Here is a 13,945-nt window from a genome sequence, read left to right as displayed (position 1 = left end):
AGCCTTTTCTCAATAGTCACACACACGGTTTTCTGGTTCCAACTTATAGGATGGGGCGATGGAACCAATGCGTCGGCGCAGCTTTGGGGAAAAATCAAAATTAATTTTATGAAACATCGTTTTTTTCTGGCTTGCGCCATGTTCACAGTGAGTATTTTTTCGGGATGTCAGGATGAGCTGGACATCAATGCCTCCGGTAATTTGGTCCCTAAAACAGTTGACCTGGATCCCTCGCTGCCTTCTGTTAGCTTAAATAATGCCTTATTTCATGCCGAGGCCTTTGGGCCTGCTGATGGCCCCCTGGTGGTGGTGCTGCACGGTGGCCCGGGGAGTGATTATCGCTACCTTTTGAATTGCAGGGAGTTTGCCAATCAGGGCTACCGTGTGGTGTTTTACGACCAGCGGGGTACAGGGCTTTCCCAGCGGTTTCCTAAATCGCACTACACCATGCAGGTGGCGTATGATGATCTGAGCGGCATCATTTCACACTATCGAACCGATGCCACTCAAAAGGTCTTCCTGCTGGGGCATTCCTGGGGAGCCATGCTGGCGTCGGCCTACATCAACCAGTACCCCACAGCCATTGACGGAGCCATTCTGGCGGAGCCGGGGGGTCTGATCTGGAAGGACGTGGAAGATTATATCACACGCTCCCGCAAATTCAAGTACTTCGGCGAAAGCCTCAATGACGCCGTTTATGCCGATCAGTTTGTGACAGGCAAAACAGACCAACATGCCATCCTGGACTACAAGTTCATGTTGTTGACCTCACAGGAGTCGAGCGAAATTGGCAACGAGGGCAGCCTTCAGGAATGGCGGGGTGGAGCGGTTACGTTTGATGCCTATCTCGAAATTGGTGACAAGCAAAAGCCCGACTGGACTACCAATTTGAACAAGTACACTACGCAGGTGCTTTTCATTTATAGCGCCAACAATAAAGCATACGGCCTCCAGCATGCACAAAAAGTCTCCGCCCCCTACCCATCGGTGAAGCTTTTCAAAACGGAAGGCGCCGGGCACGACATGCTGTCGTTTCCCACGGGATGGAACAACACCTATCCGGCGATGCTGGACTATCTTAATTCATTGAAATAGACCTCACCAAACGTCAAAACAACTTCGATTCATTTTTTAAATCATCATACCAATGATCCTCAGTAAGAAAATATTTCTTCTTCTAATTCTTCCGATTCTTTTCGTCAATGTCGCTCATAGTCAAACCATTAACTGGGCAAGCCTGGAGAAAGCACAACGGGATATTGCACATGCACATGCGGGCTTCGACTATGCCTTTGTGTACGGTGCAGGCTACAGCCGTCAGCTGTCATTGCCGATTCCCATTTTAGCTACCATCGATTTCTCCACTCCGGTGGGTAACAAGGTGCTCGACGATTTCAAAACGAAAGTGGGTGGCGTGGCAGACCTGTATGAGTTCAACAACCTTCACGTAAGTGCTTCAGCATATGGCATCTACCGCCGGTACGAAAACCCCATGGCCGTGCTGCAAAATTTCGGCAGTGAGTTCAAGGGCGTCTTTGGCTTTTATCAGAGCAAGTGGTTTGTGGCAGCCGAATTTGGCTTCGACAAGGCAATTGTTACCCACTTCGAACATTCGGATGCATTCAAAGAAAATTATCCTGATGTGAAAAACGGCTGGTACCAACCTGCCACAGGGGGAAACTTCAGCTACGGCGTGCAAACGGGGCTTTCATTTGCCAGCGTAGACGCACTGTTCAGACTTGGGAAAGTGGTCACTCAGGATTTTAAAACGAGTCCAACGATCCCTTTTTATGCAGAGTTCGGTACTAATATCAAAATCAATAGGTAGTATTTAAAATTCTTCCAGGGCCAGACCGGTTAGCAACCGTGATCTGGCCCATTTTTTGTGCTAATTCCTGCACAAAATATTTCAAAAAAAATCCAGCAACTTTGCCTCTAGTAACGAAGCAGTGTCCGGCAAGCAGTTTGATATTGAACAGCATGGCATCACCGGTTTAACGTTTAATTTTATCAGATGACTAATAGCAAAGTTTCGACGGCTCAAGTGTCTAAGTTAAAGAACCTTTCAGAGGAAGAAAGTCGGGCGATAGAAGAAGCGTACCCGATAAAAACATTCGACAAAGGCACTTATCTGCTAAAAGCCGGACAAATAGCAAAAGAAGGCTATTCCGTTGTACAGGGGTGCATCCGAAGATTTTCGATTGTGGATGGGGAGGAAATTACCACTGACTTTTACACTGAGGGGCATACAGCGGCAGACTTCAACAGCATTGCGAGTCAAGCCCCCTCCAGGCATTTCTTCGTTTGCGTGGAAAAGACTACCGTAACAGTGAACAACGCAGAAAAAGAGGCTGCTTTCTACAAAAAATTTCCTCGTTTTGAAACTATGTGCCGCATGGAGTTTGAAAGGATGATGGGCGAAAAAGCCGACAAGGTAGAAGCCTTCGCCCAAAAAAGTCCTGAGGAGAGATACCTGTATTTGTTAGAAGAGAGACCCGACTTGTTGAGCCGGGTTCCCCAGTATCAAATAGCCAGCTACCTTGGCGTCAAACCTGAAACACTTTCAAGAATCAGAAAACGTATCACGATTAAATAGCGTCCGTCAGCTAGAAGTTGATGCCAAAGTGCATTCCCGGTTCAAAAAGGAAGAAGTTGCGCCACTTGTCTTCCTGAACCTGAAAGGAAGCAGGTAAATTAGTATTCACAGGCCACCAGGTAGCCGCCACCGACGGCTCAATAAACACACGGTTCTTAAACAACCTTAGCTGATAGCCAAACCTTAACGTGTTGAAAAGCTGAAACCCGCTTTGGATTTTCTTATCGTTTTCGTCCAAATAGTTTTGACGGAATGCAGTAGAATGTACCTGCCCGTACAGGCGTTTCCAAAGAAACCGCTTGTAGGCCAATCCTACTCCAAAAGCCCTTACGCTTCCAGGAAAACCTGACGACTCTTTTTCGTAGTCGGGGCCATAGGGCCTGCCAAGAGGGCCACCATACAACCAGGTAATCGCCTCCACCGACAGCACGTCTTTTGGAGTGATCCGATAGCCGTAGTTCAGCTGAAAGTATTCCGGAGAGGGCGTAAGAATTGGGGTAGCCAGTATAAACAGCGTACTTCCAATAAAGTGTCGCCGGAAAGTGCTGTCTTTGTCTCCAGGCTGAGCATGAATGTTGACCGACAAAGCAACCGATAATAGCACTGAAAAAATAATTCTGTTCTTCATAGTTCCTTTTTTTTGATTCAAAGGTCTGGGAACAGCAGGTGCGGTTCATTGACTTGAGTCAAGAAAGAAGGAGGGTGGTGAGAAAAGTCTTAGTCAAAAAAGTCTGGCAGGTCTGATTCCCAGCTGCTACTGATTATTGCCGTTTTTCCGTCACAGAAATATTGGTAGATTGGTACAGTTATGATCAGGAAATGAGTCAGTTCATACCGAAGCGCTAACTTCTGTTCTAATTTTTAAACCAGGGCTATTGATAATGAAGCGATTATCACACTATTTATTTTTTGCACTCATCATAACAGCCACCTGTTGCCGGGTGAGCGATGGCGACATACTTCAAAATACAATTTCGGCGCTCAATTCCTTAAAGACCGTTGAATACGAATATGTTTTTGAAAGGGTCGATCCTGACAGGGGGATTAACGAAAGGGAAACCGCAACTTCCTTTTTTGATTTTTCGAGTCAGGATACGCTCATAGCTGCCAGGTATCTCTTTCAGTCAAAATACGGGGAAGAAGTTTTTAACGGGCAAACCGCATTCATGTGCAGCACAGAAGACAAACGAATCTTGTACATGAACCACCCGACCAAAGACCACGTGGGCGGTTCGTTTTGGATGCAAAACTCAATGCTTACGCTGCGCACATTGCTGCCGAAAATGCTTGAGGACTCTTCTGTTAGCATTGTTCAGCAGAACGATGAGGTCATTGACAATCAGTCGTATTACAAATTCAACATCAAGTTAAAAAACAGAAATATTGTGACTGGAGTAGATCTCATAGTTCAGGAAGGGACGGCATTTGAGCAGGAATTGCAAATCGACAAAGACACCTTTTTACCATTCAGCTACAGAACGATTTCCTCTGATAATAAAGGCTTTAAACTAGTCACTTTCAAGAACATTAGTACAAAAGCCACCAGACCAGACAGTGTTTGGGATTATGAGCGATATCCACAGGAATTTGTCAGACAAACTTATGACGAATTTTATGCCGGCGAGGCGGCTGAAATGTCTGGAAAAATTGGCGTTGAAGCGCCTGACTGGAAGCTGCCTATGGTTGACGGCGATTCGGTTAGCCTGGCAAGTCAAATCGGACACCTCGTGCTTCTTGAGTTTTGGTTCCCCTATTGCAAAGGGTGTGTAGAATCGGTGCCCGATATAAATGATATTCAGGAAAAGTATCGGAGTAAAGGCTTGAGGGTATACGGAGTAGAGACACTGGACTCAGATTTGGATAAATTATCCAGCTATATCAAAAAATACAGCATTAAGTACCCAACCTTGTACAACGGCAAATTAGTTGCCAAAGCATATGAAACACTTGGGGCACCAACATTCATATTGCTGGACAGAGCTGGGAGATTCATTTATATGCGAGAGGGCTTTAACAAGGAGGAGTTGATAGCGTCTATTGAAGAGAATTTATAAACATTCTGTTCTGGAGGCGATAGTTGCCCTCATAATTTATCAGATTTTTTAATAACGTAGTGCAGCCGATAGCTTCTGTAGAAACATAAATGCCTGAAGAAATGAAAAACTTTAAGCTCTTTCAACTTTGGTTTCTCATTCCGGGAGTGGCTTTGGTAGCAACGAGCGTTCTTGTTCCTTTGAACTACCTCTACGCACAACTTTACTGGACACCCACCGAGGCCATCATTACGGGAACAGTGTTGAATACTGACGGGCCGGAGGCGGAACTATTAACGCTGATGGACTTTACCGACGGTGAAGGTGTGGTCCATCACATCAGCGAAGACGAGGAAAGAGAAACACTCACCAGGGGCACCGACGACCAGCATGTGCGTATCTACTACGACCCCCTGGATCCCGGCAATTACGTGCTGGCTAACTATGGAAGGTACCTGATCGTACTTTTCCTTCCCCTGGGCTTATTGGCCTGCTACCTCGGATGGCCTCGTGAAGATGCTTAATGGTAGTTTTGGCGTGTGTCTCACACGCAAGCAACTTCATCCATTGCTGCCATAAGGTTGGCTGCGAGCGTCGAATATTGCCCCAGCTCGAAAGACTAAAACGCTACCGGGGTGCCCTTATTGGACTGCACCGCCCTTTTATACATGGCCTGCGCTACGAACAAATCGTAAACCGCCATGCCAGCCGATTTGTAAGCAGTCGTCTGCTGAACATCAACGCTTGCTTCTTTGGTGATTAATTTTCCAATCGTAAGCAGATCAGTTTCCTTCAAGATCCCCTTCTTCACTGGATTAATACAATCCCCTGGTTCCACCCGGGCATCTTCAGAGTCCATAAACAGCCTTCCAGCGAGTTTAAACACTTCATCGGGCAACTCCTGCATGGAGGGTTTAAAAGAGCCTATGCTGATAAAACACTTTCCTTTCAAGAGACGGCTGTCGTCAGGCAATACTGGTGCCGGGGAGGGCGTTGCCGCAATCACGGCATTTGTTTTGCCAAGCAACTCTTCTGCGGAATAACTCGCCTCTATTGCCACTTCGGGAAAATAGGATTGCATGAAGGCCTTCAGGCGGGCGGCACCACTCTCCGACCGATGCAGGTAATGGACGGTTGATATCTTCCGAACCGAACAAGTCATGGCCGCCAGATGAAGGCCCATCACGCCACATCCGATCAATCCAAAACTTGAGGTGTCTGAAGGCGTTAGGTACTTGATGCCAATGGCACCCAGGGCCCCTGTGCGGAGAGCGGTTATCTTCGAGGCATTCATCAGCGCCAGCGCCTCCCCGGTTTCAGCATTGTTCAACACAAGTGCACCGATATTGACAGGCAGGTTTTTATCCCGATTCGCCGGGAATACGTTCACCAGCTTGTTGGCAAAATAATGATCGCCCCAGGCCGGCATGCAGATCATTGTATTCTTTCCTTTTTCGATATGCATGCGCAAAGGAACAATCACCTCCTGCTTTTCATAGGCGATCATGGCGTTCTCAACTTCCTCTATTACTTCCGAGAAGGAAAGTAAATCGCCCATTAACTCATTTTGCAATACAAGCATGCGACAACTGTTTAGTTTTCCTGGTTTCGAAGGCCTGCCCGAAGCATGACCGCAGCAGTATAAAGAATCACGCCGAGCACCACCCAGCGCAGGGTATCCAACTCCAATGATTTCACTACAAAAGCTGCTATGAATACCCCTATAAGGCCTGCCATGGCAATCGCAAAAGCAGCTTTTCTGTTATAGGCCCCTTCTTTAATAAAACGGTAAGAGGCCATGGGCATCAGGAAGGCACACGAGCCCATCATGATGGGAAATGCCACGGCGGGCGACATGCCTAATGCAAATACCAGGGCCATGCACGGTGCGTAAAGTCCGATACCCGCTGTCATAATCGCCCCCAGCACAAAATTGGCAGCCACCGCTAATATCAGCTTGCCCCCGGCAAGACCAATCGCCTCTCCTCCTCCTTCTATCCAGTTCATTTTAGTAGCCACCATAAAACCCGCTGTGATGAGAAGGGCGATACCCATGGTGAGCCTGATGACATTCTCAGGTAACTTCGCCACTATTCCAGCCCCCAGCAAGGCACCTGCACCCGAAGCCACCACCATCAGTACCAGCGTCCATGGTTCTACCTCCACAATTCGTATGAAGATAATTGCCTGCGCCATGGTCGGAATGGCGTTTCCCACATTAAGGGTTCCAGGCAACAATCGGTCCTCTGTTTGCTTCGTGAATTTCAGCAGTGCAGTTTCAATGGCAAAGGAGCCGATGCCCAGTGTGTCAAAGAAATTACCAACCAACCCTATCAATCCTGTTTTTGTCCAACTGTTACCCTCCAGTTGTGTGCGGTGTTTTAGATAGTCGAGAAAGAGAACAACTGCGATCCAAATAGCCAGCAGCACTAAAACAGTCCAGATGATTGTAATCATAGATAACCTGTTGATGGGAGCTGCAAATAATGAAACAAATTTCTTAAATTGATGAGCCATCTCTTAAAATTTACAGTCCATGGAAAGTTATCCCAGCATATTCAATGATGTAATCGGCCCGGTCATGCGGGGCCCTTCCAGCTCTCACTGCGCTGCATCACTTCGCATCGGCAGGCTGTGCAGAGATTTGATGGATGAAAACATCACGGAGGTAAATATTGAGTTTGACCCGAACGGTTCGCTGGCCACCACCCACAAGGGACAAGGCTCCGACATGGGTTTGTTTGGTGGTTTCCTGGGATGGGAAGCCTACGACGAACGACTGCCCAACTACTTGCGGGCGATAGATCAAGCAGGTATTAAAATCACCATCGACATTCACCCAATTGGCGCCACCCACCCCAACACCTATAAGCTCACTTTAAAAAATCCGAAAGAAACGCATACGCTCACCGCACTATCGACCGGTGGAGGCATGATTCAGGTAATTGAAATTGATAGTGCGCCGTTGTTGATGGCCGGCGATTTCTTTGAAACCCTGGTCTATACAAAGTCGCCTGATAAGGTGGCTGATTTCCTGAAGGGTTCAATCGACTGTGATGAGATCAATATTCACCGTGGTGATCAGCCGTTTGTGGAGGTAAAATCAAATCAATTTGTCACCACAGACATTATTGGAGAATTGCAGCAACTCGGGGAGGTGCTATCCATAAAGAAACTATCGCCGGTACTGCCGGTGTTGGCCAGAAAGAACCTACAGGTGCCTTTCATTACAGCCGAAGAGATGCTGGCGTACAACGAAGGCAAAAATCTGCCGCTGTGGGAGCTGGCAGTTCACTACGAAAGCGCCAGAGGGGCTATTTCGCATGACGAAGTGTTTGAAAAAATGCGGGCCATTGTTGCCATCATGCAAAATGCCATTGAAATCGGCGTAAAAGGCACCACTTACGAAGACCGTATCCTGGGACCGCAGTCGGTCAACTTCAAAAAGCAGATGGAAAAGAAGACTTTGGTAGAAGGCGATGTGCTCAATACCGTTACGCTTTACACGTCTGCGATGATGGAAGTAAAAAGCTCAATGGGTGTCATCGTGGCAGCGCCCACTGCCGGTTCGTGCGGTGCGCTGCCTGGCGCCATTATCGGTACTGCCACCGTTTTGGAATTACCTCAGGATGAAATGGTGAAAGCGATGCTGGCCGCCGGCATCATTGGTGTGTTCATCTCGGCTCATGCTACGTTTGCCGCCGAGGTAGGTGGCTGTATGGCAGAATGCGGCTCCGGCTCCGGCATGGCTGCAGCAGGACTGGTGGTGTTGAAAAACGGCACCCTTGCGCAATCGCTTACGGCTGCCTCCATCACGTTGCAGTCGTCGCTGGGAATGATTTGCGATATGGTGGCCGACCGGGTGGAGGCTCCCTGCCTGAACCGAAACGTGATGGCGGCTTCTACGGCTATTTCGTGTGCCAACATGGCACTGGCCGATTATGATCAGGTCATTCCATTGGATGAAGTGATTGAGACGATGAAGAAAGTGGGCGATGCCATCCCCAATACTTTGCGGTGCACAGGCCTCGGCGGACTGGCTATTACCAAAACGGCCAAGAAGATTGAAGCCATGCTGGCCGAGAAAGAAGAGGCTCAAAGCAAAACCTTCTTTAAGGTTTGTTGATAGTATCATGTGCCGCTCTCCTGCAAGAGTAGCAAATCGGCCTGCGCAAACCAGGCCACGCAGGCCGGGCCTCATGTGGATACAATAAGATCAAGCTGCTTGCTTCACCGTCGTTCTGCCGTTTATCTCAAATGTATCTCACGTTCTGGTGTGTGTCTCACGTTCTGGCGTGTGTCTCACACGCCAGCTCACCTCACCACCTTAGCCGGATCCACCATCACATATTTGATCGACTTCTCAGTCTCGCTGGTGCGGGACGAATAGGTGATATGCAACAATCCTTTGTCGTCTTGCAGCAAGCAGGGGTAAGAATAGCTGCTGCCATCCCCTTTTTCGTGATCTTCGAGGCGCACCTTCCACTTCCAGGTCTCCCCTTCATCGTCCGAAAAGTAGAGGCTCACCCGGTAGCGGCCATCGTCGATATCATTGCCCAAAAAGGCCCATTTGCCATCCTTCAGCTTCAGCAGCTCAACGCTGGCGGTGTTCGGAATGTCGGTTTTCACCGTCGCACTCCACGACTCCCCGCCATCGGTCGACACGCTCTTGTGCACCCTTGGAGGTGAATCGCCGCTGTCCCTCATCAGGGCAACGATGTCTCCGTTTTCTTTCTGCGCCAGGGCAGGCTGTATCGGCCCACGACCAACAATCGGCAAACTTGCTCGCCAGGTAGCTCCGTCATCATCCGAAATAGCCACCAGCGACATATTGAATCCGTCGGAGTAGAGCGGCAGCAGAATGCGACCGTTGGGCAGTATCAGCGGCTTGATGCGGGTCATCCAGCCCACGCTCGTTTTGCTCGCATCCTCGCTCGCTTCTATGATCATTTTGTCGTACGACGGCGCATACTCCGCCCAGCCAGCCGGGTTGTTCGGCAGGTCTTTGAATTTGGCAGCGACTTCCTCTGCAAATGCCGCTCCCGGAGCAAGCAAGATATTGTCCTGCCAGTCCCAATTCGGGGCGCCATCGGTATTGTAGTGGGTAGAGGTACACACCCGCAAAATGGAGTTCTCCCAGCGATGGGCCTGCACGGCTATCCATACGAGAAAAAGCTTACCACTTCCGTTCATAAACAGTACCGGGTTGCAATCGGGCAGGCCGGGGGTGTCTGCCATGAGGAAAGGCGCAGTCCAGGTTTTTGTGCCCTTCTTTAGCCTGGCTCCCATCAGCCGCACGTCATCCGCTGTGCGCTCCCCACTGCCTTGAAACCAGACTGCCAGTTTGTCTCCATTAGGTAGAATAACCAGGCTGCTGGCGTGCGTATGCTCGGACTGAGGCGGGAAGATAAGTTGCTGGCTGATGATGAAGTCGGAGGGCTTTTGGGCTGGAGACAGGTGAGCCCATAAAAAGCAGGCCAGGAGGTATAGGGTCGTGTGTTTCATGATATAGGGTGATTGGTGGAGGTAAGATAAAAAATGTTTGGAGGAGGTGGGAATCATTTTCTATGAGAGAACCAGCGACAAGTGGGCACTAGACAGCTAATATTCATCAACAAAAACCTGTTTGTAGTTTAGAAATGCTAACTATCAAAGTTGAAAACACTAAATTCAATTTGTGAAACCAAGGCTATATTTTGATACGTCCGTTTTTGGCGGAATTTATGACGAAGAGTTCCAAATGGAAACAGAAAAACTTTTCGGCATGGTCAAGAACGGAGAGATCATCTGCGTCTATTCTGACTTGACTATAGCAGAATTAGAAAATGCGCCTGAGCGAGTAAGAACGCACTTCCAGCATTTGCCGCAAAGTAATATTGAGCTGGTTCAAATTACTGGAGAAAGCTTCGTGCTCGCCGACCAATACATCTACGAAAAGGTTGTTGGAAGAACGAGCTATGATGATTGTTTGCACATCGCTACTGCGACACTGTGTAAAGTTAATTATCTGGTGAGTTGGAATTTTAAGCATATTGTTAACGTATTTAGAATCAGGGGCTATAACTCAATCAACATTAAAAACGGTCTAGGCCTACTGGACATTCGTTCACCAAAAGAAATTGTCAATTATGGAGACAAAGATTAAAGAAAAGCAATTCGATACGGTCAGCTTCTTCAGGAAGGAAAAAGAGAGAATATCAAAAGAAACAGAAGGAATGACCATCGAGCAGTACAAAGCCTACCTTGAAAAGCATGGAAAGTGGGCAGATAAGAAATAAGCAGACAGGAACAATGACCCTTCAGGAAACCCTCTTCAATCGAAGCGCTACACCTCTCTTTTCGCCCCTCTCTGGATCAACTATATGGTGAGAAGGCAAGGGTAACCAATTACTTCGTATCCGTTTTTTCATTACCTTCAACTATGAAAAAATTGACCCTAAAGTCCCTGCCCCTCCTGGTTTTCGTTGTTGTATTGGCATCCTGTGCTCAAAAGTCTCCTTCAGGCGAGGACACTCATCTGGGTGACCTACAGCATAACTTCTCTATATCTGACGAGGCAGGCGAACACTTTGACCAGGGCCTTTTACTCCTGCATAGCTTCGAATATGACGATGCGAACGAGGCTTTCCAGAAAGCTATTGAGGCCGATCCTGATGAGCTCATGGCTCACTGGGGCCTGGCTATGACACACTACCGGGCGCTGTGGGGGTTGCAGGACGTAGAAGCAGGCCGTAAAGTCATTCAGGCTGTTGGCGAAACCAAAGAAGCCAGGATGAGCAAAGCTGAGAATCAGCTGGAGGCAGCCTTCTGGGAAGGCGTAGAAATACTGTACGGGGAGGGCGAGCTCGACGAACGCAACCAGCGCTATGCCGATCACATGGCCGACGTATACGCAGCCAACCCTGACAACCAGGAAGTAGCGGCCTTCTACGCCCTGGGCCTGATGTGGGCTGGTTACACCAATCAGGACAACCTCAACAAATCGGCCGAGGTGGCCGCCGGCATCATTGCAGAGAACCCCACCCACCCGGGTGCCTTGCACTACATGATTCACGCCAACGACGACCCGGAATACGCCCAGATTGCGCTCACTGCGGCCGATAAATATGCAACCGTGGCACCTGACGCCTCGCATGCCTTGCACATGCCCTCGCATATCTACGTGGCCCTTGGCATGTGGGACAAAGTAGTGAGCTCCAACATCGCCTCCTACCAGGCGAGCTTGCATCGGATGGAGGCAAAAGGGCTTGGTGGCAAAGAAAGAGGCTATCATGCCATGGCCTGGCTGCACTATGGCTACCTGCAGACTGGCGAGTATCAGAAAGCAGCCGACCTACTGGGTGAAATCATTACCTACCATCAGGATTCCACTGCCTCGAAGAGCTATTTGATTACCATGCAAAATGAGCAGCGCATTGAGGCCGGGTACTGGCCGGAGGAGCTAACACCCCAGCAGGTAGACTACTCACAGCTTGGGCTTCCCGAGAAATCGGCGATGCATTTCTTTAATGGCATGCTGGCCTTCGACGAAAAAGACGCCACAGGCTTGCAACTGGAAATTGACGGACTTAACCGCCAGCTCAGCAAAGCCAGCCTGTTGGTAAATGACGAGGGCATAGCCATGTGCAGTGCCGGGCCCACCAGGTATGCACCTACCAAAGAAGGGTTGAAAAAGACACAGGTAGTGATTCACCAAATGGAAGCGCTGCTGGCACAGCTAAAAGGTGACAATGTATTAACAGAAGACCACCTCACCCAAGCCACCCAACTGGAAAGTGAGTGCTCCTATGATTCTGGCCCGCCGTTTATCGCCTACCCTTCCTTTGAGCAATACGGCGATTGGCTACTAACCCAAAACAGGCCGGAAGAAGCCCTGACGCAGTTCAACCAATCCTTGACTAATCGGAAAAATCGCAATAAAGCACTTCGTGGGAAGGTAGCTGCCCTGGAGGCATTAGGCAGAACAGACGAAGCCAAAGAAGTGAGGGCTATTATTTCCCAGTTTGCTCCGGCTCAAAAGGTGGCTGTTAGGTAATTCGTATCGGCAGGAAGAAAAGATTACAAAAGTTTCACCGGATCGCCGGGATGCAGCCGTTCCATTAATTCAGTTCGCTAGCCATCGGAAGGTGTTTGACCAAACTCTTGTAGTCTGCGGAGCTGACAACATGTCTTCGCCCGCTTTGTGAAACATAGACAAACCTTGCTCAGAGTCCTCTACGAGAAACTCCAATACTGTTAAGTTAAGAGCATTTTACCCTTAATCCCTAAAGGGGCCTGCTAATAGTAATCCATGCGCCCTTTAGGGTTTGGGGTGAAAATAGAATTTGCACACCGAACCTCTTAACTTAATAGCATTGCGAGAAACTCTGGCGGAAGAAATCCCGGCGTGTGAAGACACCCGCCGGAACCAAATCAGTCTTAGCTATTCCCAACCATCTTATTAAATATCTGCAACTGCTCCTTCATGGCAGCTACCCTGTCGGCTGGTTCGGTGCGGGCCTCTAGCAACAGCCAGCCATCGTACTTTATGGCATTGAACATAGTCATGAGCTGCTGATAGGGGTACTCACCCACGTTGAGCTCCCTGATATGCACGGTATCGCCAAACCACTTCTTCACAGAATTGAAGTTGGCCTCCAGCCCCGGCTCCCACAAGTCCTGGTCGTTGCAGTTCCAGCACATCTTCACGCTTTTTTCAGTTACCTGCTCAAAGATGGCCTTCATGTTAGGCAACTCCTGGGTTCCCTCGCCGTGAACTTCCACCCGCACCACCAGCCCGAGGTCGCTGGCGAATTTGCCACATTCATTGAACGAGGCCGCTATCTGGGCAATCGTCTTTTCTTTAGACACACTGTCAGGGAAACCATTGGGCTTCACCTTGATACCGGTAGATCCGATGTCCTTGCATAGCTGAAGGTATTGCTTGGTGCCTTCAATGGTCTTGCGAACTCTTGCCTGATCGGCATGGTGATAGTCGAAATTAGAACCATAACCGAGGCACTCCACCGGACTGTCGGCAAAGCGTTTTTTCACCTCTGCCCGCTGACTGGCAGAAAGGCTGGTTTCTACTCCATGAGCATGTTCTGTGCGCAACTCTACCCCCAATAGGCCTGTCTTCTCGCAGTTGGCAATGAGGGTAGGCAAATCCCAGTCTTTCCCCCATTGGTAGGTGACCAGGCCGAGCTTCATTTTCGACTTTTTGGCGAACGCACTTACCATAAGTGGGTCTATCAACGACAGACCCACTCCGGCAATAACACTTTTTTGAATAAAATCACGACGTGACTTATTCATGTTGTTACGATGTTCCATTTGT

The 13,945-nt window shown here is 48.9% G+C and carries 14 protein-coding genes; 9 read left to right on the top strand and 5 right to left on the bottom strand.

What is annotated here, in order from left to right; genetic code table 11:
• Window positions 1-108 precede the first annotated feature (108 nt).
• The 3 genes from RIF36_RS11560 to RIF36_RS11550 all read left to right on the top strand — a co-directional run bounded on the left by RIF36_RS11560 (window position 109) and on the right by RIF36_RS11550 (window position 2,596).
• Entirely contained in the window at window positions 109-1,095 is a 987-nt protein-coding gene (locus RIF36_RS11560; RefSeq protein ID WP_350127636.1) for an alpha/beta fold hydrolase, read from the top strand.
• A 52-nt stretch (window positions 1,096-1,147) separates the two neighbouring features.
• Window positions 1,148-1,828, top strand: coding sequence for a hypothetical protein (locus RIF36_RS11555; protein WP_350127639.1), 681 nt, complete (start codon window positions 1,148-1,150; stop codon window positions 1,826-1,828).
• 186 nt (window positions 1,829-2,014) lie between these two features.
• On the top strand, window positions 2,015-2,596 hold the full coding sequence (locus RIF36_RS11550; RefSeq protein WP_350127642.1) for a Crp/Fnr family transcriptional regulator: 582 nt from the start codon (window positions 2,015-2,017) through the stop codon (window positions 2,594-2,596).
• Between the two features lie 10 nt (window positions 2,597-2,606).
• On the opposite strand, the gene RIF36_RS11545 is transcribed toward RIF36_RS11550, so the two are convergent.
• Window positions 2,607-3,224, bottom strand: coding sequence for a hypothetical protein (locus tag RIF36_RS11545; RefSeq protein ID WP_350127645.1), 618 nt, complete (start codon window positions 3,222-3,224; stop codon window positions 2,607-2,609).
• Window positions 3,225-3,477: 253 nt separating this feature from the next.
• On the opposite strand from RIF36_RS11545, the gene RIF36_RS11540 reads away from it, so the two are divergent.
• Window positions 3,478-4,650 carry a TlpA family protein disulfide reductase gene (locus RIF36_RS11540; RefSeq protein WP_350127648.1) on the top strand — a complete coding sequence of 391 codons (1,173 nt, stop codon included), beginning with the start codon at window positions 3,478-3,480 and terminating at the stop codon, window positions 4,648-4,650.
• A 101-nt stretch (window positions 4,651-4,751) separates the two neighbouring features.
• Window positions 4,752-5,153 carry a hypothetical protein gene (locus RIF36_RS11535; protein ID WP_350127651.1) on the top strand — a complete coding sequence of 134 codons (402 nt, stop codon included), beginning with the start codon at window positions 4,752-4,754 and terminating at the stop codon, window positions 5,151-5,153.
• Between the two features lie 95 nt (window positions 5,154-5,248).
• On the opposite strand, the gene RIF36_RS11530 is transcribed toward RIF36_RS11535, so the two are convergent.
• Together RIF36_RS11530 and RIF36_RS11525 are read right to left on the bottom strand one after the other, a co-directional pair.
• On the bottom strand, window positions 5,249-6,211 hold the full coding sequence (locus RIF36_RS11530) for an ornithine cyclodeaminase family protein (protein WP_350127654.1): 963 nt from the start codon (window positions 6,209-6,211) through the stop codon (window positions 5,249-5,251).
• A gap of 11 nt (window positions 6,212-6,222) precedes the next feature.
• Window positions 6,223-7,086: a TSUP family transporter gene (locus RIF36_RS11525; protein WP_350127657.1), complete on the bottom strand. Its 864-nt coding sequence runs from the start codon at window positions 7,084-7,086 to the stop codon at window positions 6,223-6,225.
• A 79-nt stretch (window positions 7,087-7,165) separates the two neighbouring features.
• On the opposite strand from RIF36_RS11525, the gene RIF36_RS11520 reads away from it, so the two are divergent.
• Window positions 7,166-8,755, top strand: coding sequence for an L-serine ammonia-lyase, iron-sulfur-dependent, subunit alpha (locus tag RIF36_RS11520; RefSeq protein WP_350127660.1), 1,590 nt, complete (start codon window positions 7,166-7,168; stop codon window positions 8,753-8,755).
• 188 nt (window positions 8,756-8,943) lie between these two features.
• Here the strand turns inward: RIF36_RS11520 and RIF36_RS11515 are convergent, their stop codons facing one another.
• Window positions 8,944-10,134, bottom strand: coding sequence for a sialidase family protein (locus tag RIF36_RS11515; RefSeq protein WP_350127663.1), 1,191 nt, complete (start codon window positions 10,132-10,134; stop codon window positions 8,944-8,946).
• Between the two features lie 172 nt (window positions 10,135-10,306).
• On the opposite strand from RIF36_RS11515, the gene RIF36_RS11510 reads away from it, so the two are divergent.
• The 3 genes from RIF36_RS11510 to RIF36_RS11500 all read left to right on the top strand — a co-directional run bounded on the left by RIF36_RS11510 (window position 10,307) and on the right by RIF36_RS11500 (window position 12,664).
• On the top strand, window positions 10,307-10,774 hold the full coding sequence (locus RIF36_RS11510) for a PIN domain-containing protein (protein ID WP_350074937.1): 468 nt from the start codon (window positions 10,307-10,309) through the stop codon (window positions 10,772-10,774).
• Window positions 10,758-10,907 carry a hypothetical protein gene (locus RIF36_RS11505; RefSeq protein WP_350074939.1) on the top strand — a complete coding sequence of 50 codons (150 nt, stop codon included), beginning with the start codon at window positions 10,758-10,760 and terminating at the stop codon, window positions 10,905-10,907. Before RIF36_RS11510 ends, RIF36_RS11505 begins: the two co-directional genes overlap by 17 nt.
• 143 nt (window positions 10,908-11,050) lie before the next feature.
• The gene (locus tag RIF36_RS11500; RefSeq protein WP_350127666.1) at window positions 11,051-12,664 is read left to right on the top strand and encodes a tetratricopeptide repeat protein; all 1,614 of its coding nucleotides are present in this window, start codon (window positions 11,051-11,053) and stop codon (window positions 12,662-12,664) included.
• 383 nt (window positions 12,665-13,047) lie between these two features.
• On the opposite strand, the gene RIF36_RS11495 is transcribed toward RIF36_RS11500, so the two are convergent.
• Window positions 13,048-13,941, bottom strand: coding sequence for a sugar phosphate isomerase/epimerase family protein (locus RIF36_RS11495; RefSeq protein ID WP_350127670.1), 894 nt, complete (start codon window positions 13,939-13,941; stop codon window positions 13,048-13,050).
• Between the last annotated feature and the right edge of the window lie 4 nt (window positions 13,942-13,945).

Source organism: Imperialibacter sp. (assembly GCF_040222815.1).
Taxonomy (GTDB): Bacteria; Bacteroidota; Bacteroidia; order Cytophagales; family Cyclobacteriaceae; genus Imperialibacter.
The sequence above is the reverse complement of the archived record's forward strand: the minus strand, read 5'-3'. Positions and strand labels throughout refer to the sequence as shown.